The sequence below is a fragment of the Mesorhizobium sp. 128a genome, from assembly GCF_053848025.1.
This window is the reverse complement of record NZ_JBSPKY010000017.1, coordinates 104,494-126,819: the sequence shown is the minus strand read 5'-3', so window position 1 is coordinate 126,819 and position 22,326 is coordinate 104,494. Positions and strand designations below refer to the sequence as shown.

Annotated in this window: 17 protein-coding genes; 16 read left to right on the top strand and 1 reads right to left on the bottom strand. The window is 64.7% G+C overall.

Going from position 1 to position 22,326, the window contains the following annotated elements; translation table 11 throughout:
- Positions 1 to 12: 12 nt before the first annotated feature.
- Entirely contained in the window at positions 13 to 2,826 is a 2,814-nt protein-coding gene (gene tssH, locus ACWTU9_RS25280) for a type VI secretion system ATPase TssH (RefSeq protein WP_455860699.1), read from the bottom strand.
- Positions 2,827 to 3,151: 325 nt separating this feature from the next.
- Here tssH and tssA point away from each other — a divergent pair, with 325 nt between their 5' ends.
- The 16 genes from tssA to ACWTU9_RS25200 are packed head-to-tail and all read left to right on the top strand — an operon-like array spanning position 3,152 to position 22,318.
- A complete protein-coding gene (gene tssA / locus ACWTU9_RS25275; RefSeq protein ID WP_455860674.1) occupies positions 3,152 to 4,330 on the top strand; it encodes a type VI secretion system protein TssA in 1,179 nt (392 codons plus the stop codon).
- Between the two features lie 6 nt (positions 4,331 to 4,336).
- Positions 4,337 to 4,876 (top strand): type VI secretion system contractile sheath small subunit, encoded by a 540-nt coding sequence (gene tssB, locus ACWTU9_RS25270; RefSeq protein WP_454573621.1) that lies wholly within the window; start codon positions 4,337 to 4,339, stop codon positions 4,874 to 4,876.
- Between the two features lie 3 nt (positions 4,877 to 4,879).
- Complete coding sequence (tssC, locus tag ACWTU9_RS25265) at positions 4,880 to 6,388, top strand: type VI secretion system contractile sheath large subunit (protein ID WP_454573620.1); 1,509 nt, start codon at positions 4,880 to 4,882, stop codon at positions 6,386 to 6,388.
- A 49-nt stretch (positions 6,389 to 6,437) separates the two neighbouring features.
- Positions 6,438 to 6,887: an Hcp family type VI secretion system effector gene (locus ACWTU9_RS25260; RefSeq protein ID WP_023673716.1), complete on the top strand. Its 450-nt coding sequence runs from the start codon at positions 6,438 to 6,440 to the stop codon at positions 6,885 to 6,887.
- The gene (gene tssE / locus ACWTU9_RS25255; RefSeq protein WP_455860698.1) at positions 6,874 to 7,629 is read left to right on the top strand and encodes a type VI secretion system baseplate subunit TssE; all 756 of its coding nucleotides are present in this window, start codon (positions 6,874 to 6,876) and stop codon (positions 7,627 to 7,629) included. The genes ACWTU9_RS25260 and tssE overlap by 14 nt, the downstream gene beginning before the upstream one ends.
- Position 7,630: 1 nt before the next feature.
- The gene (gene tssF, locus ACWTU9_RS25250; protein ID WP_455860673.1) at positions 7,631 to 9,505 is read left to right on the top strand and encodes a type VI secretion system baseplate subunit TssF; all 1,875 of its coding nucleotides are present in this window, start codon (positions 7,631 to 7,633) and stop codon (positions 9,503 to 9,505) included.
- Positions 9,469 to 10,512 (top strand): type VI secretion system baseplate subunit TssG, encoded by a 1,044-nt coding sequence (gene tssG / locus ACWTU9_RS25245; RefSeq protein ID WP_455860672.1) that lies wholly within the window; start codon positions 9,469 to 9,471, stop codon positions 10,510 to 10,512. The genes tssF and tssG overlap by 37 nt, the downstream gene beginning before the upstream one ends.
- Positions 10,509 to 11,990: a type VI secretion system-associated FHA domain protein TagH gene (gene tagH, locus ACWTU9_RS25240; RefSeq protein WP_455860671.1), complete on the top strand. Its 1,482-nt coding sequence runs from the start codon at positions 10,509 to 10,511 to the stop codon at positions 11,988 to 11,990. Before tssG ends, tagH begins: the two co-directional genes overlap by 4 nt.
- A 3-nt stretch (positions 11,991 to 11,993) precedes the next feature.
- Positions 11,994 to 12,446 carry a type VI secretion system lipoprotein TssJ gene (gene tssJ / locus ACWTU9_RS25235; RefSeq protein WP_454586814.1) on the top strand — a complete coding sequence of 151 codons (453 nt, stop codon included), beginning with the start codon at positions 11,994 to 11,996 and terminating at the stop codon, positions 12,444 to 12,446.
- 58 nt (positions 12,447 to 12,504) lie between these two features.
- Positions 12,505 to 13,839, top strand: coding sequence for a type VI secretion system baseplate subunit TssK (gene tssK / locus ACWTU9_RS25230; protein ID WP_192256019.1), 1,335 nt, complete (start codon positions 12,505 to 12,507; stop codon positions 13,837 to 13,839).
- A gap of 4 nt (positions 13,840 to 13,843) precedes the next feature.
- A complete protein-coding gene (gene icmH, locus ACWTU9_RS25225) occupies positions 13,844 to 15,175 on the top strand; it encodes a type IVB secretion system protein IcmH/DotU (protein WP_455860670.1) in 1,332 nt (443 codons plus the stop codon).
- Between the two features lies 1 nt (position 15,176).
- Positions 15,177 to 18,716, top strand: a complete 3,540-nt coding sequence (gene tssM, locus ACWTU9_RS25220; protein ID WP_455860669.1) for a type VI secretion system membrane subunit TssM — start codon at positions 15,177 to 15,179, stop codon at positions 18,714 to 18,716.
- Positions 18,698 to 19,240 (top strand): type VI secretion system-associated protein TagF, encoded by a 543-nt coding sequence (tagF, locus tag ACWTU9_RS25215; protein WP_455860668.1) that lies wholly within the window; start codon positions 18,698 to 18,700, stop codon positions 19,238 to 19,240. Before tssM ends, tagF begins: the two co-directional genes overlap by 19 nt.
- The gene (locus ACWTU9_RS25210) at positions 19,240 to 20,337 is read left to right on the top strand and encodes a DUF2169 family type VI secretion system accessory protein (RefSeq protein ID WP_455860667.1); all 1,098 of its coding nucleotides are present in this window, start codon (positions 19,240 to 19,242) and stop codon (positions 20,335 to 20,337) included. Before tagF ends, ACWTU9_RS25210 begins: the two co-directional genes overlap by 1 nt.
- Positions 20,334 to 21,359: a 3-oxoacyl-ACP synthase gene (locus ACWTU9_RS25205; protein ID WP_455860666.1), complete on the top strand. Its 1,026-nt coding sequence runs from the start codon at positions 20,334 to 20,336 to the stop codon at positions 21,357 to 21,359. The genes ACWTU9_RS25210 and ACWTU9_RS25205 overlap by 4 nt, the downstream gene beginning before the upstream one ends.
- A complete protein-coding gene (locus tag ACWTU9_RS25200) occupies positions 21,359 to 22,318 on the top strand; it encodes a DUF4150 domain-containing protein (RefSeq protein ID WP_023804382.1) in 960 nt (319 codons plus the stop codon). Before ACWTU9_RS25205 ends, ACWTU9_RS25200 begins: the two co-directional genes overlap by 1 nt.
- Positions 22,319 to 22,326: the final 8 nt, after the last annotated feature.

The following is a 22,326-nucleotide window of genomic DNA, read 5'->3' as shown; positions in this document are numbered from 1 at the left end:
TTTTAAAGCCGGTTACTCGAACGAATAGGCAAAGCCGTCGGCGGAAGCGCTGACCGTCACCTTGGTCATCTTTTCGCCGTCGAGCGATCGGTTCAGCACGCCGCGGCTGAGTTCCGGCAGCAGCGTGTTGGTGAGGATGGCGTCGATCATGCGGCCGCCGGACTCGATTTCGGTGCAGCGCGCCTTGACCAGATCCATGACGCCGTCGCCGATCACCAGTTCGGCATCGTGGCTGGCGCGCAGCCGCCGGGCGATTTTGCCGAACTGATGGCGGGTGATGGCCTCGATCATCGAATCCGACAGCGGATAGTAAGGGATGGTCACCACGCGGCCGAGGAAGGCTGCCGGAAAGACCTTCAGCAGCGGGGCGCGCAGGGCTGCGTCGAGGCCGTCGAGCCCTGCCCTGACCGTGCCGTTGCCGGTCCGCTCCATGATCACTTCCGAACCGACATTGGACGTCAGCAGGATCAGCGTGTTCTTGAAGTCGATGCGCCGGCCTTCGCTGTCGTCCATCATGCCCTTGTCGAAGACCTGGAAGAAGATTTCGTGCACGTCCGGATGCGCCTTCTCGACCTCGTCGAGCAGGATCACCGAATAGGGTTTTCTGCGCACCGCCTCGGTCAAGATGCCGCCCTTGCCGTAGCCGACATAGCCGGGCGGTGCGCCCTTCAGCGTCGAGACCGTGTGCGCCTCCTGGAATTCGGACATGTTGATCGAGATCAGGTTCTGCTCGCCGCCATAAAGCGTCTCGGCTAGCGCCAGCGCCGTCTCGGTCTTGCCGACGCCGGAGGGGCCGCAGAGCAGGAACACCCCGACCGGCTTTTCCGGCGCGCCGAGCCCGGCGCGGCTGGTCTGCACGCGCTTGGCGATCATCTCCATCGCGTGGTCCTGGCCGACGACGCGTTCGGACAACGTTTCGGCGAGCTTGAGCGCCTTTTCGGTCTGGCTGGACAGCATCCGTCCCGTCGGAATGCCGGTCCAGTCCTGGACCACGGCTGCGACCGCATTGCGGTCGACGGACGGCAGGATCAGCGGCGTCTCGCCTTGTGCGGTGGCAAGCTCGGCCATGAGCTCGCGCAGCCTTGCGAGATCGGCGGCCGGATCCATGGCTGCCGCTTCAGCGCCCGCGGTCGCCCCAGCCTTGGCTTTGGCCGCCTTGGCTTTGGGCTTTTCCGTCCTCGCCGTTTCAGCCTTGGGCGGCTCGGTCTTCGGCCCCTTGGTCTTTTCCGCGTCCGGCGCTGCCGTTTCGGCGTCGTCCTCAGTGGTCGCTACCTCATCGAGCGGCACGCCGCCGCCGCGCAACCTGGCGCGCAATTCGAGGATTTCGGCAACCAGCGCCTTTTCGCGCTCCCAGCGCTCCTCGGCGGCGGCGAGCGTCGTCTCGGTCTCCGCTAGTCCGGCATCGACCCGCGCCTGGCGCTCGGCCACTTCGATGCCGATCGCGGCCTCGCGGCCGATGATGCCGCTTTCGACCTCCAGTGCCTGGCGGCGGCGCAATATGTCCTCGACCTCGGCCGGCGTCGCATGCTGCGAGACCGCGACCCTGGCGCAAGCGGTGTCGAGCAGGCTCACAGCCTTGTCGGGCAATTGGCGCGCCGGGATGTAGCGATGCGAGAGGCCGACCGCGGCTTCGATCGCCTCGTCGAGTATCTGCACCTCATGGTGCTGTTCGAGAACGCCGGCGACGCCGCGCAGCATAAGCACGGCCACCGCTTCCGACGGCTCGTCGATCTTGACCACCTGGAAACGGCGGGTAAGCGCCGGATCCTTTTCGATGTGCTGCTTGTATTCGGCCCAGGTGGTTGCGGCGATGGTGCGCAGTTCGCCGCGCGCCAGAGCCGGCTTCAGGAGATTGGCCGCGTCGCCGGTTCCGGCCGCACCGCCGGCGCCGATCAAGGTGTGCGCCTCGTCAATGAACAGGATCACCGGCGTTTCGGAGGATTGAACCTCGTCGATGACCGCCTTCAAGCGCTTTTCGAACTCGCCCTTGACGCTGGCGCCGGCCTGCATCAGGCCGACATCGAGCATGCGCACGCTGATGCCTTGCAGCGGTGGCGGCACATCGCCCTGGGCGATGCGCAGGGCAAACCCCTCGACCACGGCGGTCTTGCCGACGCCGGCCTCGCCGGTCAGGATCGGGTTGTTCTGCCGGCGCCGCATCAGGATATCGATGATCTGCCGGATTTCCGGGTCGCGGCCGACGACCGGATCGATCTTGCCGTCATGGGCGCGCTGGGTCAGGTCGGTGGCGTATTTGGCCAGTGCGGAGTCCCCGCCCGGAGCCCGCCGTGGCGCCTCGGCGGCGGGAGTTGCCGCAGCCGCAGCGCCGGCTTCGAGCGAACCCTCCACCACTTCGGCAAAGCGGGCGATGACTGCGTCGGCGTCGATCTTGTCGAACTCGGCGCTGATCTTCGACACCAGGCCTTCCAGCACCGGCGTCTTCAGGCAGGCGAGTAGGATGTGGGCGCTGCGTACCTCTTCCACGCCGAACTCCAGCGTCGCCAGACTCCAAGCATCGTGAATGGCTTGAAAGATATGCTCGGACATTTCCTCCACAGAGGTGGCACCGTAAGGCAACTTGTCGACGGCGCGGGTCATATCCGCCGTTAGCCGGCTGACATCGATCCCGGCGTCGGCGACGATCATCTGCACATCCGAGCGGTCGGAAAGCACCAACTGTTCGATGAAGTGGACGAGTTCGACGTAAGGATTGCCGCGTAATTTTGCGGCGTCGGCCGCGGCCTTGAAGGCGCGCACACAGACATGATTGAGCTTGCCGACCAATTCCTTGCGTTTGAAACTCTGCGACGACCGGCGCTGTTCCATCGAACCTGCTCCTGCAATCTGCCTGTCGACAGCCTGCCACATAAGCAGCCGCTTGACAAAGCGCGTCATTCAGCCGGCCGCTTCCCTTTGTGGAAAGTCCCGCGCCGCCAAATGCAGACAACCACGAATTTTTCCAATTCTGTGCGATGCGCTTCACATACGGGGTTGGACAAGCAAGCCATAAATTGCGCCATTCGAGATGCAGTTGCACTGGCTCGCATCAGCGCCCGTTAACTTTTGAGCGGTTTGCCGAATTGTGGTAGGGTGCAACCGTGTGCTAACGTTGGGTCAGGTACGGTTTTAGAGCCGGTCGCTGGGGGTAGCTGTGATCGATCTCGCACTCTGGCTTGCTCCGTTGGACGGTGAAAATCCGTCGGGCGAAGACTTGCGCAACGACCCGGCTTTTCACGAGCTCGAGCGGCTTACCGAGCCGCAGGTCAAGGTTGTCCATGACGGACGCAACAAGCCAGCCGCGCAATCGACCATTCCCGTCGATTGGGCAGCCGTGCTTGGCAAGGCGGAGGAGCTGCGTGCGCATGGCCGCGACCTGCGCCTGCTTGTCACCGTCACGCGCGCACTCGCCAATGAAGAAGGGCTCGCCGGGCTGGCGCAGGGCCTGACGCTGATAGCGCGGACCTTGGAGACGCATTGGGAGACGATGCACCCGGCGCTGCGGCCCGGCGGTCAACCGCGTGAGGCCGCCTTGCGCCGTCTCAACGCACTGGCCGATTTGCAGAATGGCCAGGACGGCCTGCTGGGGAATCTCAGGGAGATGGTTTTCTTCGCCCCGCGCCCCTTCGGGCCGATCAGCGGACGCGATCTCGAACAGGGGGCGCTCGACGATCGTGTCATGCTTCAGGAAGCGGCGTCGGGATTGAATGCCGCCGAGAAGGCAGCGCTGGTGAACGCGCATGGGCAGCTCCTGAACCGGGTGAGCAACGGTTGTGCCGCACAACTGGATCAGGCCGGTGAAGAGATGACGGCGCTTGTCGCCGGGGCGCACGCCGCCATCGAGGCGCTCGACGCTGTCGACACGGCGCTGAATGCCCGTCTTGAAGGCAGCGGCGCCGCTGTCCCGGAATTAAAGCGGTTTCTGCAGCGTTTGCTTACGACGCTGGAGCGCAATGCGGCGGACGAGCCGGCGACGCCGGCCGCCACGAACGACGCAGCCAGCCCGGCGCCCGCCTCGGCGAGCCCGGCAAAACCGGCCAGAAACGGTCATGGAGCCGAGACGATGGCAAGCTACGCGGAGCCAGGTGCGGGCCTCCCCGACAGGATTTCCTCGCGCGACGATGTGGTGAAGTGCCTCGATCTTGTGGTGGCGTTCTACGACCGCACCGAGCCGTCGAGCCCGATCCCGCATCTCGCCCGCCGGGTGCGCCGGATGGTGCACATGGATTTTGTTGAACTGATGGAAGATCTCGCCCCGTCGGGGCTGAAGGAATTCCGGCTGCTCGCCGGCGTTCCCGACGCCAAGAAGACTGCCCAGAAGGATGAAAGGTAGCAACACATGCCAGCCGAAAGCAAAGCGAAGGTCATCGAGCGAAATCGCGCCCCGCGCGTGCAGATCGCCTACGATGTCGAAACCTACGGCAGCCCGACGACGATCGAACTGCCGTTCGTCATGGGCGTGATGGCCGACCTGTCGGGCGCATCGCAGACCAGGGAAGCTGCAAAGTCGGTGCTCGACCGTTCCTTTGTCGAGACCGATGCCAACCGCTTCCCCAAATTTATGGAAGCGCTAGGTCCCAGGGTCAAGGCGAGGGTGAAGAACACCCTGCCGCAGGCCGAAGGCCAGGAGCGCGACGAAGAGCTCGCGCTCGACCTGACCTTCACCAAGATGGGCGATTTCGCCCCTGACAAGATCGCCGAACAGGTTCCGCAGCTGGCCGAGATTCTCAAGATGCGGCGCCAACTCGAGGAGTTGCTCGGCTTCATGGACGGTCGCGTCGATGCCGAAAAGCGCATCGCCCAGCTGCTGAACAATCAGCCGCTGCTTCAACAGATCGCCAGCCAGGCGATGTCTGACGACGACAAGGGCGAGGAATAGATCATGGCCGAACAGCAAAAGACCGCAGCATCCGTCGCCGAGGCCGAGGCCGTCGATCTCGGCGAATTCAGCCAACTGCTGGAAAAGGACTTCAAGGTCAAGAAGGACGACAGCGAGAAGCTGCAGCAGCTGGTGCGCAACCTGGCGCTGGCGGCGCAGTCGCGCTCCGAGACGACGACGATTTCGTCGAACTCGATCAAGTCGATCAAGTCGCTGATCGCCGGCATCGACAAGATGCTGACGACGCAGGTCAACGAAATCCTTCACGCGCCGGAAGTGCGGGAGATGGAAGGCACGTGGCGCGGCCTTTGGTACCTCATCAACAACACCGAGACGGATGCGAAGCATCTCAAGATCCGGGTGATGAACATCTCCAAGGAGCAACTGGCCGACACGCTTGAAGACTATGAAGGCCAGATGTGGGACCAGAGCCCGATCTTCAAGAAAGTCTACACGGACGAGTATTCGATGCTCGGCGGCGAGCCGATCGGCTGCATCGTTGGCGCCTACGAGTTTTCGAATCATCCGCGCGACGTCGGCCTGCTGCGCAACATCTCCGGGGTCTGCGCTTCGGCGCACACGCCGTTCATCGCCGCCGCCTCGCCGCGGCTGTTCCGCATGGACAGCTGGCAGGAACTGCCCAACCCGCAGGACCTGCAGATGATCGTCAACAATCCGGCCTATGCCTCGTGGCAGTCCCTGCGCGAGAGCGAGGACGCCCGCTATATTGGCCTCACCATGCCGCGCGTGTTGGCGCGGCTGCCCTATGGATCCGAGACCGTTCCGGTCAAGGGCTTCTCCTTCGAGGAGGAAGTGCAGGGCGACCACAACAAATATGTCTGGATGAATGCCGCCTTCCCGATGGGCGTCAACATCAACCGCAGCCATAAGCTCTATGGCTGGGGCACCCAGATCCGCGGCGTCGAGAATGGCGGCACGGTGCTCAACCTGCCGGTGCATGCTTTCCCCACCGACGACGGGTCGATCGCGATGAAATGCCCGACAGAGGTCGCCATCGACGACCGGCGCGAGGCTGAACTGGCCAAGCTTGGCCTGATGCCGATCCTGCACCGCAAAAACACCGATCTCGCGGCCTTCATCGGCGCCCATTCGCTGCAGGATGACGAGACGCGAGCCGGACGCCTGGTCGATCCCGACGCCCAGTCCAACGAGCGGCTGAGTGCCAACCTGCCCTATCTGTTCCCGGTTTCCCGTTTCGCGCACTACCTCAAGGCCATTGCGCGCGACAAGATCGGCTCGTTCAAGGAACGCTCCGACATGCAGATCTGGTTGACCGAATGGATCAACCGGTACGTGCTGGCCAATCCGGCCTTCGCCGACGACAAGGCGCGCGCCAAGCGTCCGCTTGCCGCCGCCGAGGTGCAGGTCGACAGCGTGGAGGGCCGGCCGGGCTACTACAACGCCCGCTTCTATCTGCGCCCGCACTACCAGCTGGAAGGCATCAATGCTTCGCTCAGGCTGGTGTCGGAATTGCCGTCCGTGAAGACCTGATTACAGCAACCAAACCTTTTGAAAGCGGTGGAGAACGACAATGCCCACAATGAAAATCGACGGTTTTCTGAAAGTTCCGGACATCAAAGGCCCCAGCACACGCGACGGCCACGACGACGAGATCGAAATCCATGGCGTCGACTACAAGATGGTCGCGCCGTATGACCCGAATTCGCTCTCGCGCCGCGGCCGGGTGTCGATGGGCATGATCAAGTTCACCAAGCACTATGACAAGGCTTCGCCCTACCTGGCGAAGGCCCTGTTCGAGAACAAGGCGTTGGATGAAGTGAAGTTCTCGGCCCGGCGGACCATCGACGGCGAGAGCAAGGACTATCTGGTGGTGACGCTCACCGATGCCTCGATCATGGAATACGACATGTCGCAGGCAGACGATGAGGCCGACCTGATCCAGGAGGAGGTCTCCTTCGCCTACAAGAAGATCAAGTTTGTCTATGACGACAATGACGAAGCCGAAATGGATGTCTATGTCGGCAAGTGAGGGGCGGGCAAAGCGCCCTGCCGCGGACAAGGCACAGGCGGGCGGTTCACGGGCCAAGCGCGAGGCGGTCCAGCCTTCGCTATGGGACCGCCTGGTCAACGACCTGCCGGGCCTGAGCTCGGAAATAGACGGGCTCAGGCAGGCTCTCAACGACGAGCTCGGCGGGGAGCGTCTGGACGAGCTTTTGGCGGACGGTGCAAGGCGCATCGACGCCGACGAGACGCTGAACCCGGACCAGAAGCGCCGGCTGCATCGGCTGGCGTTTCAGAACCGGCATCGCGGCGAACTGGAAAGCCGCGGCATCGTGGTATCGCCCGATGTGCTGCGCGAGGCCGTGCGGCGCGACATCGAAGCGCTGTTCAACACTGAGCGCTTCGAGTCCGCGCCGCTCTTGTCCGATCTCGAGGCCGAGCAGATGACCGACAGTCCGACGTCGCTGGCCGACTTTCCGGAGGTGCGCCGCAGCGTCGTCAATTATGGCGTGCCGTCCTTCTCCGGCCGTTCGTCGCGCGATTTCGATCGCGATGTTCTGGCACGCGAGATCCGCGCCGTGCTCGCCACCTTCGAGCCGCGGCTGAAGGAGAGCGCGACGAAAGTGTCGGTCAACCTCGGCGACAAGACCGGCCTGAAGATCGAGATCGACGCCGTGCTGATCATGACGCCGACGCCTGAGCGCATGCGCCTGCGCACGACGATCAATCTCGACAACGGCCTGGCGCGCACCGAGTTCAGGGAAGCCTGAGATGGACCGGGTCTTCGTAGAATATTACGAGGAGGAGCTGTCCCACATACGCGGGCTGGCGGCGGAGTTCGCCGACATGCATCCGGCGGTCGCCCGCAATCTGTCGCTGGATACGGTGCCGTGTCCGGACCCCTATGTCGAGCGCCTGCTCGACGGCGTCGCCTTCCTCGCCGCGCGCACGCGGCTGAAGGTGGATGCCGAGCGCTCGCGGTTTTCACGCAGCATCCTCGATGTGCTTTATCCCGATCTCGTCACGCCGGCGCCGGCGACCGCCATGGTGGTGCTGAAGCCCGGCCAGCAGGTGCAGACGATGCTTGCCGGCCATGTCGTCAAGCGCGGCACGCGGCTGGTCTCCAGCCTGCAGGCCGGCCTGTCGACACGCTGCACCTTCACCACCGCGCAGGACATGACGCTGTTTCCGATCGCGATCAGTTCGGTCGGCTATTTCCAGGATCGCAGCGCATTGGCGGCCGCAGGTATCGGCCCGATCGGCGGCAAGGGCGGCGAAGCCGCACTGCGCATTACGCTGGCACGGACCGGAAAGGGCAAGCTTGATGAACTGGCGCTCGACCGGCTCGACTTCTATTTCGCCAACCGCACCAAGGCGCCGTTGATCTTCGACGCCATTTTCGGCGTCTGCTCCGGTCTCGGCGCGCGCGCCGAGGGCAAGTCCAATCCATTGTCACCGCTACCGGCGCCGGAGATGGTGGGCATCGCCGACGCCGAAGCGCTGATGCCGCGCACGCGGCCGACCTTCGAAGGCTACCGCCTGCTGCGCGAATATTTCATGATGCCCGAGCGCTTCCACTATGCGCGCGTCACTGGCCTGCTTCCGGTCGTGCGCAAATGCCAGGCCGGGCTCGAAATCGTCTTCCTGTTCCGCCGCCCCGTGCCCGAGCTTGCCGATTTGACGCCGGCGGATTTCGACCTTTTCGCAACGCCGATCATCAATCTCTTCGAGCGCGAGTGCAACGTCATCGAGCTCGACCAGCGCAAGACGCGGCAGGTGCTGCATGCCGACCGTACGCGGGCGCGCGACTTTGAAATCTACCGCGTCATCCGCGTCGAGGACGCCGATGCGGAAGGGCCGGATGCCGAGATACCGGAGCTTTTCAGCCTCGGGCAAAACCGCGGCAGCGGCTGGGTGTACTCGACCGAACGACGTCCCCGCCGGCCGACCGAGGACGAACGGCGCCAGGGCGTGACGCGGACCTCCTATGCCGGCGACGACGTCTTCCTGGCGATCTCGCGCCCGGTCCACAGCCAAGCCAACCGGCCGCTCAAGCGCGTCGACATCATGGCGCTTTGCACCAATCGCGACCTGGCCATCCTCGACGACACGCCGACGCTGACGCTGGAAGCCGGTGATCCAGTGGAATCGGTCAGGCTGCTCGGCGCGCTGCGTTCGCCGCAGCCGGCGATCCCGGCAGCGCTGCCGGCCGGCGCCGACGGCGAGTCGCGCGCTGACGACCTGGCCTGGCGACTGGTGTCACAGCTGGCGCTCAACTTCCTCAGCCTGGCCAAGGAAGGTCGCGGCGTCGATCCGCTGCATGCGCTGCTCGATCTCTATGCCGAACGCGGCGATCCCGGGCTCGCCCGCAATGTGCGCTCGATCGTGCGCATCGACTCGCGCGCGGTGATCGAAAGGCTGGCGATCGAAGGGCCGATGTGTTTTGGGCGCGGCACCGAGGTGACGCTGCATGTCGACCAGTCGGTACTGGCTGGCCAGAGCACGCTGCTGCTGTCGGGCCTGCTGTCGCGGCTGTTTGCCCGCCATGCCGGGATTAACGGGTTCGTGCGGACCCGCACGCGGTTGCTCCAGAAACAGGAGGATGTGCCATGGCCGATGACGCCCGGCAATCGCTACCTGATCTAGAGCGCGCCGCAACCCTGTCCGAGAGTTTCGACTTCTTCGAACTGCTGCGCCGGCTGGAACGGCAAGGCGGACTGTTCGGCCATTCCGGCCGGCCGGACCGCGAACCGGCAAGGCTCGGCCAGAATGTGCGGCTCTCCTTCGCGGTGCAGGATGTGGTCGATTTCCGCGAGCCGACCGACAAGTCGCCGGCACGGGTCACGGTCAACAATCTCGGCCTGCTCGGGCCCGAAGGACCGATGCCGCTGCATCTGACGCGCTGGGTGCTCGATCGCCTGTCGCAACGCTGGTATGCGGGTGCTGAGGCGCGGCAGACGAGCGACACGACCTTCGTCGATTTCGTCAACATCCTGCAGCACCGGATGATCGCGCTCTACTACCGCGCCTGGGCGGATGCGCATCCGGCAGTGCAGGTCGAACGCGGCGTCGGCGGCCGCGTCCGCTCGATGCTGGAAGCGATGGCCGGCATCGGGCTGCCGGGCACGCAGGACGCCGAACTCGACGCGGTCAAGCTTCGCCAGGCCGCCGCGCTCGCCAGCCAGGTCGACGGCCCCGAACGTCTGACCCTGTTCCTGGCCGAAGCCTTCAAGGTGCCGGTGGTGCTGAAGGAGTTCGTGGCCGCCTGGATGACCATTCCCAAGGCGCTGCAGACGCGGCTTGCCGGCAGCTATGCCACGCTGGGTCGCAGCGCCACCATCGGCCCGCGCAGCTTCAGCCGGCAAAGCCGGATCGAGCTGCGCATCGGCGCGCTCAGCTATGTCGACTACAAGTCCTTCCTGCCGGGCGGCGAGCGGTTGAAGCTGTTGAAGCAGGCGGTGCGCGACCTGATCGGCGAGACCATCGATGTCGATCTCAGGATCGTGCTTGCGGCGAAGGCAGTGCCGCCGGCGAAGCTCGGAACCGTCCAGCTTGCCCGCACCACCTGGCTGGCGCGGCCGGTCGAAAAGGGGGATGCCGATGACATGCGGCTGCGGACCATCGTCGGCTGGCGGGAAGAGGTGGCGGCATGAGCCTACTGCTGACACTCGAACAGGGACCACGCGCGCAAGTCACGCGGCAGGCGCGGCTGGACGAGGGTGAGCTGGTGATCGGCCGCAGCGCCGACGCCGACTGGCAGATCAACGATCCCGACATGTTCGTCTCGCGCGCCCACTGCAAGATCACCAGCAAGCCGGGTGGCTATTTCGTCACCGACACCTCCAGCAGCGGGTTGTTCATCGACGATGCCGCCAGCCCGCTCGGCGCGGGAAATACCGCGCGTCTGCAGAGCGGCATGCGGCTGCGGCTGGGCGACTATGTGGTGTGGGTCGATTTGCAGACAGCGAAGACCGAGGCGCCTGCCTCCAGGCCTTCGATGCCGGATGCCAGACCGGCAGCGTCGCGGGCACCGGTCAGCCTCGGCGGCGACGATTTCTTTTCGTCCACGACGGAAGAAGAGCCGGGCCGGCCACGACCTGCCGGCCTGCCCGATCCGTTCGAAAAGCCGGTGCCCGGCGCGTTCGCGCGTGCGCGGTCCGATGAACGCAGCTCGCAGGCTTTCGACGATCCATTCAGCCTCGACCCGGTGGCGACGCCGGCGCCAGAGCCCACGGACAGAAACGGCGCCAAGTCATCGTTCGACGATCCCTTCGGCCTCGACGCCGCGCCGCTGTCGAGAGAGCCGAGCAGATCCAGTTCCGAGAAGCCGCCGGCCTTTGATGACGGCTTTGGTTTTGGCCCTGCCGAGTCCACCGGCCTTGACGTCGGCGTGACGGATAAAAGCGCGATCGATACGCCCTCGCCTGCTCCCTCCCGGGCGCCCTGGGATCTGCCGGTCCTTGCGGCCGAGCCATCGCCGCCGCAGCCGCCCCCAGCGCCGTCTCCACCGCCACAACGCGCTCCTGTCCGGCAAGCTGCAGCGCGGTCGGCCGGACAGTCGGACGCGGAATTGCGCGCCGCCTTCCTGCGCGGGATGGGCATGGACGAGGCCGATTTTCGCGGCAGCGATCCGGTGGCCGATATGGAGAAATTCGGCCGCGAATACCGGCTGATGATGGAAGGGCTGATGCAGCTTTTGCGCAAGCGCGCCGAAGAGAAGGGCAACGCCCGCGTCGCTCAAACCGTGGTTGGCGCATCCGAGGTCAACCCGCTCAAATTCCTGCCCTCGATCGACGATGCGCTGGTGACCATCCTGGCCGAACGCAGCCCCGGTTTCCTCGGCGCCGAGGCGGCGATCAAGGATGCGGTGCGCGATCTGGCGCAACATCACGTTCGCGCCTGGCGCGGCGTGCAGGGCGCGCTCAAGCGCATGATCGACCGCTTCGATCCGGCGGCGATCGAGCAGGAACTCAAGTCGAGTTCGCCGATCGGCAATTTGCTGACCGGCGGGCGCGGCGCCAAGCTGTGGGAACTGTACCAGAAACGCCACCGTGAAATCGCTCACAGCGCCGAGACGCGTTTTCTGGGCGAAATCGGCGCTGATTTTAGGGACGCATATGAGGAGGACTGAGACATGATCGACAGACGCGAATTCATTCTGGCCATCGGGGCTACGGGACTGCTGACGGCTTGCCAGAGCGGCCCGCCGAAACCTTCCGTCATAACGGTCAACCTCGCCGGCGGCGCCGGCATGAACCCGGGACCGGGCGGCGGCGACAGGCCGGTGACCGTAATGATCCTGCGCCTGAAGAGCACTGGCGCCTTCAATTCAGCCGATTACTTCGCCCTGCAGGGCGGTGCGGGCTCCGCCCTTGGCGGCGATCTCATCGGCTCCGACACGATTTCGGTTGGGCCGGGCAAGACCGCGTCGAAGACGATTACGGTCGAACCGGAAGTGGCCGCACTCGGCTTCGTCGCGCTGATCCGGGAACCCGGCGGACGCAACTGGCGCACGACCAAGTCGGTGTCACCGGGATCGAAGTTCACCGTTAATGTGACGCTCGGCAGCGGCGGCATTTCCGCCTAGCGGCGAAAAGTCCGCCAAGCCGCGCCAGGGTGATGAGCAGCAAGCAGAGAGTGCCGGCATGAGCGATGCAAACAGGGTGCTGTGGTCAGAGGGGCTTTTCCTTCGCACCCAGCATTTCCAGCAACAGGACCGCTTCTTCGAGGCGACGGTGCGCGGCGCGTTGCAGGCCGGGCATCTGCATACGTTCGGCTTTCGAACGCTGACGCTCGACCAGGCACTGCTCGATGCCGGCCAGATCTCGGTGCTTTCGGCGCGCGGCATCTTTCCCGACGGGACGCCGTTTTCGATCCCCGAGACGATGGATGCGCCACGGCCGCTGGCGGTGACGCCGGAGATGGGTGCCGGACCGGTGCTGATCGCGCTGCCGCTCGAACCGCCCGGCGGCGTCGGGTTCGACCCGGCGCACGCCGAACCATCGGGGGCGCGCTATCGAGGCCGGATCGTGTCGGTGCGCGATGCCGTGCATGGCGGTTCCGACCCCGAGGAAATCGAGATCGCACGACCGCAGGCGCTGTTGCTGGCGCCGGGCACGGCCGTCGGCGGCTACACCGCGCTGCCGGTGGGTGAACTCAAGGGCGTGCGCGCCGATGGCGGTGTGGCGCTCGACGACACCTTCCTGCCGCCGACCTTGGTCATCGGTGCGGCCTCCTGGTACAGCCGCCTGCTGCAGGAAGTGGTCACCGGCCTCGACCAGATCGCCGAGGCGCATGGCAAGATGGTGCTGGGCGGTCCGGGGCGCAGCGTCGAGGATCTTCTGATCCTCAACCTGGTCAACGCCGCCCGACCGCGGCTTGCGCATATGCTGGCGCAGGACGTTTTTCATCCGGCCGAGGTCTATATGGAGCTTGCCGGTCTTGCCGGTTCGATGGCGACCTACGGATCGAGTGCGCGGCGGCTGGGCGAATTGCCGGTCTATGACCACATGGCGCCTGGCCCCGCCTATTCGGCGCTGGCCGATGCGCTGCGCTCGCTGATCCTCAGCCTGCGCTATATCGAGCCGAAATCCCGCGCCCTGCCCGTTATGCGCCATGCCACCAATGTCTGGAAGATCCGCATCGACAACCCGAAACTTCTGGTGGCGAGCCGGATCGTGGTGCGGATCGGCTCCGAATTGTCGGAGGATGCCTTGCGCAAGATTTTCGTCAACCAGGCGACCGTCGGCTCGGCCAGCGAATTCGAAGGGCTTTGGAAGTCGCGCCTGCCCGGCATTCCGCTGAAGCCACTGCATTCGCAGCCGCGCGAAATTCCCTATGACGGCGACCGGCTTTGCCTCGAACTCGACCAGAAAAGCGAGCACTGGGCCTCGCTGCTCGAAGCGCCCGGCTTTGTGATCGGCGTTTCGGGCGTGCTGCCCAGCGAACCGCAGGTCGACTGCTACTCGGTCAACAGGTGAGATGATGAGCAGGGACGATCCATTCGGACTGTCCGAGGATCGGGAGCGCACGCGCATCCGCCTGAGCGGCGCGCCGACGCCGCGCGCCATGCCGCTGCCGGCGTCGGGTGTGACCGCGAAGCGCTCGGCGCGCGCACACCCGAACGTGCTCGTCAACGCGTTCTCGCCGCTGCTCGAATTTGCGCCCGAACTGGAAAACGCTCAGCCGCCGGAGAACCCGGAAGCGCTGCGCACAAGGCTTCTCGACGAACTCGTGCGCTGCCGCGACGCCACCATGGCGCAAGGCTCGTCGCTGGAGCGCGCCGACCAGGCCGCCTGGCTGGTTGCTGCCCTTCTCGACGATCTGGCGCTGAACACGCCGTGGGGCGGGGCCAGCGCATGGCCGCGCCAGCCTTTGGTGGTGATGTTGCGCGGCGACGTCGACGCCGGCGCGCAATTCTTCGCCCGCCTCGAGGATCTCGAGCGCCATCCCAACCGCGACCGCGAAATGCTGGAGCTGCAGTATCACTGCATGGCGCTCGGCTTCCGCGGCAAATACCGCGTGCCCGGCCGCTCCGGCGACCGTTCGCTCAATGCCGTTCGCGTGGCGGCGGCGCGCTTTCTGCGTGACAGCGATGCCGAAGGCGCGCCGCTGTCGCCGAACTGGAAGGGCGTGATCGCGTCCGACGAACCGCAGCGCTTCATCGTGCCGATCTGGGTGATGGCGGTGGCCGCCGCGGTCATCGCGACCGCCATCCATGTCGGCCTGTCGATGGGGCTGAGCAGCCAGGCGGTCGAGCTTTCGGCGCTGGTGCGCGCGCTGCCGCCGCCGACGCGGGCTGATGTCACGCGCGCTGCCCCCAAGGCCGACGCGCCGCCACCCCTGCCGGTTGCCGTCGACTACGCGCTGCTGCCGGAATTCCAGAAGGCCGCGCCGGCGGAAACGAGCAGGGCGCTGAGCGGCACGGAGAGCGTCTCGCTGGCCAAGCTCGTTATCCAGGCTTCCAGTCCCGAACTCTTCCAATCGTCGCGTCCAACCCTCACCCAGGGCTACGAGCCTTTGATCGCGTCCATCGCCAAGGTGATCCTGGACAACAAGGACCTGATCGGGAAGATCACCGTCGTCGGCCATACCGACAATGTGCGCCTGCAACGATCCAACCCGCTTGCCAGCAATCAGCGCCTGTCGGAAGCGCGCGCCGAAACCATAGCCGAGCTTCTGGTGGAGGCCGGCGTGCCGAAGGAGAGCATATCTTCCGAGGGCCGCGCCGAGAGCGATCCGGTGGCCGACAATTCCACGCGGGAAGGCCGTGCGCTCAACCGCCGCGTCGAAGTGCTGGTCGAGAAGAGGCTGTGACATGTTCATCCTGCGCTTCCTCTGGGCGGTCCTGACTTCGCGTTTCCTGTGGACGCTGATCGGCCTGGCGCTGCTGTCGCTGATCATCTGGGTGTTCGGGCCGATCGTGCGGGTCGGCGACTATGTGCCGATGGCGTCGGAGACGGTGCGCATCGTCATCATCGCGCTGCTGGTGATCGTCTGGCTGATCTGGCTGATCGTCGCGCAGCGCCGGGCGATCCGCGCCAACCGCATGTTCGTTGCCGAGATTGCAGCACCCGTCGAGGAGAGGCGGCTTACCCCCGGCGAGGAGAATGTCGCCGCCGTCGGCGCCAAATTCCAGGACGTCATGGTCGAGCTGAAGCGGCGCAAACTTGGCGGCCGCAAATTCCTGCGCGAGATGCCGTGGTATGTGATCGTCGGCCCGCCGGCGACCGGCAAGACGACGGCCTTGCGCCAGTCCGGCCTCAACTTTCCGATCGACCTCACCGACGATCTGCAAGGCATCGGCGGTACGCGCAACTGCGACTGGTTCTTCTCCGAAAACGCGGTGATGATCGACACCGCCGGGCGCTATGTTCAGCAGGAGAGCCAGCCCGACGTCGACGCCGCAGAATGGCTGGGCTTCCTCGACCTTTTGAAGAAACATCGCGGCCGCCGTGCGCTCAATGGCGTCATCGTCGCGCTTGGGATAGATGCGCTTTCGGAAGGCGACGAAGCCGTCAAGGCGCATGGCCGCAAGATCCGCAGGCGACTGGCCGAGCTCGAGGAGCGGCTGGAAATCCGCCTGCCGGTCTATCTCATGCTGACCAAGGCCGATCTCATCAGAGGCTTCGAGGCCTTCTTCGGCGGCCTGTCGACACAGGCGCGCGAACAGGTGTGGGGGACGACCTTCCCGCTCGACGCGCGCGTCGACGCCAAGACGATCGCGGGCGAAATCTCGACGCTTTCGAGGGAGCTCGAGAAGCGGCTGGTGCCACGGCTGGAAGATGAGGACAAGCTCGCCGAACGGGCTGAGATCTTCCGCTTCCCGGCGCAGTTGCAAAGCCTGTCCGAGCCGATCCAGGTGCTGGTCGAGGCGATGTTCGGCGAGAGCCGCTACGAGGAAGCCGCCTGGCTGCGCGGCCTCTATCTGACGTCGGCGACACAGGAAGGCGCGCCGATCGACCGGCTGACCGCAGCGCTCGCTTCGTCCTTCGGCCTGCCGGCGCGGCGTTCGATGCCGGCGCAGCGCTTTGAGAAGCGCAGCTTCTTCCTGAAGAACCTTCTGACCGAGGTGATCTTCAAGGAGGCCGGGCTCGGCACGTTCGATCCGCTGGCACAGCGCCGCCGCAGCTGGATCTGGCGCGGCGCCGCAGCCGCCTGCGCGGCGGCCGCCATCCTGGCCGGCTCGCTGTTCACCTGGTCCTACTATGACAACCGCAATGCGATTGCCGCGCAGGCCGGCCAGTTCGAGGCACTGCAGGCGCCGCTGACCTCGGCCGCCGCGACGCCCGCCTCGGTGCAGCAGCCGGCGATGGACGTTGCCCTCAACGCCATGGATGAGGTCGCCTATGCCAAGACCCCGCCTCCCGACAAGGCGCAAGATCTGCTCGGGCCATCGGCTTCCGCCGAGATGATGCGGGCGCAGACCGACACCTACGATCACGCTTTGCGCAATGTGCTGGAGCCGCGCATGGTGGCGCTGCTTGAAGCAACCATGTGGCGGCAGATCCGCGATCCGGACTTCATGCTGGGCGCGCTGAAGACCTATCGCATGATGACCGGCCTGTCGCAGATGGATTCGGATTTCGTGCAGAATTGGTGGGTGAACGACCTGCCCGAATTCGCGCCGGCCGCTCCCTTCCCGACCGCCGATGCCGAAGAGCATCAGCTGGCCGCGATCCGCCGCATGGCGGTCGACGACAGCTACATTGCGCCCGACCAGGCGCTGGTTGCCGAAGCGCTGAAAACGGTGTGCACCATCTCGCTGCCGGCGCGCGCCTACAAGCAGCTGCTGGCCGACCCGGCGGTGGCCGGATTGAAGGAATGGATCCCCGCCAATTTCGCCGGCCCGAACGGCGCCAAGGTGTTCTCGCGACGCTCCGACAAGACGCTGCGCGTCGGCATATCGGGTGCCTTCACCTATGACGGTTTCCATGACGCGATCCTCGACCGGGTCGAGGATGTCGCCGCCCAGGCCGCACTCGATCGCGCGGTGTTTGCCGGCGGCTGCTCGGAGAATTCCGAGACGTCGGTGTCGGCGCTGTCGGAGGACATCCTCAAGCTCTACTACGACGACTATATCGCGCAGTGGGACAGCTTCCTGCGCGACATGCGGCTGGCGCCGCTCAGCGACCTCAACATTGCCAGCGAGAACCTGAAGGACCTTTCCAGCGCCGATTCCGCTTTGAAGCGGCTGCTGACGGCAGTGGTCCAGGAGGTCGACCTCACCCGCTCGGACGAGGCGCCTGCGACCGACGACAAGGCGGCGGCGAAAGGCGGTTCGAAACTGCTGGGCAAGCTCGGCAAGCTGGGCAAGATCGTCAAGACCGGCGCCAAGCTGCTGCCGCGCGCCGGCTCAGCCAGCGAAGTCGACCTGACCGGCACGCTGGTGGCCGAACACTTCAAGCCGCTCAAGAGCACGATTGCCGAGGTCGACGGCCAGCCGCCGGCGCTCGATGCCGCGGTGGTGGCGCTGACGGCGCTGTCGAATGTGCTGCAGACGGTCACCGCCAATCCCGACCCGCAGGACGCGATCAAGAAACAGGGCGGCCTGGCCGAGCTGACCGGCGCCGTCGCGCGCCAGGCGCAGATCCTGCCCGACCCGGTCAACACCTGGCTCTCCGGCATTGCCGGCGACACCAGCGGGCTGACGCAGAAGGCCGTGGCCTCGGAGCTCAACGCCATCTGGCGCGCCGACATCCTGCCCTTCTGCCAGGCCGCGCTCAACGACCGCTATCCGTTCAGCCCCGACAGCGCGGTCGATGTGAATGTCAAGGATTTCGCCCGCCTGTTCGGGCCGGCCGGAATGATCGACGCGTTCATAAACGATCACCTGATCGGCTATGTCGACACCTCGGCGCAGCCGTGGAAATGGCGCGCCGATTTCGGCCTCGACCCGTCCGCACTTGCCGCCTTCGAGCAGGCGCGGCGCATTCGCGACGATCTCTTCCCGGGTGGTCAAGGTCCGGTGATGGCGTTCACACTCGAGCCGACGGATTTGTCGCCCAACGTCACCCGCGTCACGCTCAATCTCGACGGCCAGAACCTGGTCTATTTCAACAATGCGACGCGGCCGCAGCCGATGACGTGGCCCGGCAAGGACGGCACCGGCGTCATCTCGCTCGCCTTCCAGCCGATCGACGGCTCGCCCGAAATCATGCTCAACGAGACCGGCAGTTGGGCATGGCTGAGGATGCTGCGGGGCGGCCGCTTCACCGGCACCTCGCTGTCCGACGTCTACAGCCTGCGGCTGGGGACGAAAGGCGTGTACGCCGACTTCAAGCTCAAGGCGGCGAGCGTCGAAAATCCCTACAACCTCCAGATGTTCAAGAAATTCTCATGTCCGCCGCAGATCTGATCCTGCCCGGCTTCTACGGCAAAATGCCCGCCACCGGCGACTTCGTAACACGGCGGCTGACGGGCGACTTCGTGCGCCTGTGGGACCGCTGGCTGGCGCAGCACATCGTTCCGCTGTTCGGCCAGGACATCTGGCCGCCCGCCACGGCGCTGCGGTTCCTCGCCGGCCCGAATTCCTTCGGCGCATCAGCGGGCATCATCCTGCAAAGCGCCGACAAGGTCGGCCGGAAATTCCCCTTGAGCGTCGTTGCACAGCTACCCGAAGTGCCTGTCGCGCTGACGCATGCCGAGGCATGGTTTGCCGGGATCGAGGAGGCCGCCACCGCCGGCCAGCACGGCGAACTGACACCCGACGAACTGGACGCAGCTTTGGCGGCACTGCCGATGCCGCCGGTCGAGCCGGGTGAGGAACTGATCGCCGACATGGTGATCTGGACCCGGTATTCCGACATTTTCGACATCGACCCGCAATCGCCGCAAGCGACGCTGGAGACAATCCTCGCCGGCAGCTGGGAGACCAGCTGATGCAGATCTGGAACCAGATGGGCTATCCGCATCAATTCACTGTGGGCACGGACAAGGCCGCCCATGAGTGGATTGTCGTGGTGGTTAAAGGCACGTTCGACTTTCCCGGAACGCCAGGCGGACCGGTGCAGAAATCGGCGGAGCAGGTACCGCTGGTCATGGCCGACACGCAGACCGGTGAGCCCGGCTATTCCGCAACATTATGGGAAACCGATTTCGCTTTCCGCAAGCCACGCTGTGACATCATCGCCAATGGCTGTGCCTACGCCCCAAACGGGAGACCAGCCGAGCGCGTGCCGGTCGGCATCAAGGTTGGAAATTGGTCGAAACTCTTCGAGGTGGTGGGCACGCGCGAGTGGCGTGCCATCGGGCCAATGTTTACCGCTACAGCGCCGCAGCCGTTCCTACGCCTGCCGATTTCCTATGACGTTGCGTGGGGCGGAACTGACCGGCTCGACCCCGAGGACAAGGCGCCGGCAAGTTACAGATACAACCCGGTCGGAACCGGCTGGTCGCGTGCCAGGAACCAGCGGCTGATCCCGGGCCTGCGCCTTCCCAACACCCAGGCCGTCGGCGAGGACATCCGCTCGCCGTTCAGCGACTACAGGCCCATGAGTTTTGGTCCAATGGGCCGTGGCTGGCCTGGCCGGATCGAGTATGGCGGCACCTATGACGACAACTGGGTAGCCAACATCTTTCCATTCCTGCCTCCGGATTTCGATGAGCGCTATTTCCAGATGGCGCCGGCCGACCAGCAGATCGACCAGCCGAAAGGTGGCGAGGAAGTACATCTGGTCAACCTGACCCCTGAGGGCCGGGTAAGCTTTCGCCTGCCACAGACGGCATTGCCGATGACGCTGTTCAGAGAGCGAGAACTCTCATTTCAAGGAGAAATCCTTCCCGACACCATTTTGTTTGATCCCGAGAACCGCTGCTTCTCGCTGGTCTGGCGCGTGTCTCAGCGCATTCATCGCACGATCCTGGACTTCACCGAATGCTGGATCGGCCCGCCGACGGAGTCGATGTTGCGAGCGCGAGCCACTGGCCGGGACTATGTACGCGCCGTTGGGGTCGCGCCCGAGGATGAAGCCGCATGAACGCGGCGATTAATGTCGTTTCGATCGGCATGGTGACCGCCGTCGGCCTCGACGCGCCCTCGTCATGCGCAGCAATGCGAGCCGGGGTAGACGGATTTCAGGAGACAGGTTTCCTCGCCGCGGGCGGAGAGCGCCTTATCGGCGCGCCCGTTCCCTTGCCCGGTGACTGGGTCGGCGAGAAGCGTATGGCCTACCTTGCCGCGATGGCGATCACCGAAGCTTTTGCCGGCGCGCCGGAGGCGCGAGGTGACGCCGCCCTCATTCTATGCCTTGCCGAAGACGACCGCCCCGGGCGGCCGGCCTCGGACGGACAGCGCATGCTCGCGCGCATAGCCGCGATCACCAAGCTGACCAGTCCCAACAAGGCACGGATCGTGGCGCACGGTCGCCCCTCCGGGCTGGTCGCATTGGAACAGGCCCGCAGAATCTTCTCGGCCGGCGAAGCCCCTTTCGTGATGATCGTCGGCGTCGACAGCTACCTGACGGCGGGCACCGTCACGCACTACTTTGCCGAAAACCGGCTGCTGGTTCCAGACAACCCGGACGGATTCATCCCCGGCGAGGCGGCCGCCGCGATCCTTTGCTCCCCCCGGGTGACCGCCGGCAGCCTTCACCTGCATGGCCTCGGCTTGAGCCGAGAGCCTGCCTTCATCTACAATCCGGATGATCTTGCGTCGCGCGGTGACGGCATGACCGCCGCCTACCGGACCGCACTTGAGGAGGCCGGTATCGCCATGCATCGTGTCGGCTATCGCATCTCCGACCTGATCGGCGAAAAATACTGGTTCAGGCAGAGCGCTCTGGCCACCCTGCGGCTCACCCGTGGCCGCCGCGAGTTCATGGATATCTGGTCGCCCGGTGAAACCCTAGGCAATGTCGGGGCCGCCGTGGTCCCACTCATGCTGGGTTGGGCATTCACAGCTGCCGCCAAGGGCTACGCCATGGGCGAATCCGTGCTCGTTGAAGCCTCCAACGACGCGGGCGCCTGCGGGGCCGCCGTCTTCGCAGGACGGGCCGTCTGATGGGAAACGTCTTCGCCAACGGGCTGGAAATTTCCGGCCAAGGGAGCGACGGTAAGACAATTGCGGCGTTTCCGGACGTCTGCTTCACCCCTCCGGAAAATCCCGCGACTCCTCCCGGCGTACCTATCCCGTACCCCCTGTTCGGGGTGTCCAGCGATACCGAGCAGGGTACTGGAACGGTCAAGATCTCCGGCAAGACCGTCAACATCAAGAACAAGTCCGACCTTTCAAAGACCTCTGGCGACGAGGCCGGGTGTGCGGCCAAGAAGGGCATCATCACCTCGACCAACACCGGCAAGGAATACTTCAATTCCTGGTCCAACGACGTGAAATTCGACGGAGAGCCGGTGATCCGGTTCACCGATCTGTCGACCAACAACCACGCCTCTACAGCCGCAACCGCAGCCGTTCCTTGGGCCCATATCCTGACAGTCAATATGGGCAATGTGACTTGCGGAACCCTTCTGCAAAAGCACAACATGAGACTTCACGCTCACGAGGATAAGAAATGTCCAGCCGGTTATGAATCCGAGCACTTTGTTAGCAACGAATACTTCCAAGGCGACCGCGAGCACAATATCTCATATCCAAAATGGAGAAACTACGATCAAAATACTGCGCCTTGCGTCTGTATTCGATCGTACAAACACAAAAAGGGCGGAGGATATCAGTCAGGAAAGGGGAGCAAGAAGGGATCCCCACACAATCTAAAAACCAACATGATGAGCGACTACAACACTAGGCGGCTCAATCAGGGGCAGCCGCCGAGGTTGAGAGGTGGTGTCGACAAGGCTGTCGAATCTGTCACGGTCAACCACAAAGAGTCTAAGAACGCTAGCCCAAAGACTAGAGAAAACATCCAGAAATGCCTCAAGATGATCTTTATGGCCTATATCCAGAGTGTCGTCGTTCCCGCAAAGACACAAGAAGAACTTGGTAAAATGTACACGATGCGCTAGGAGCGCTT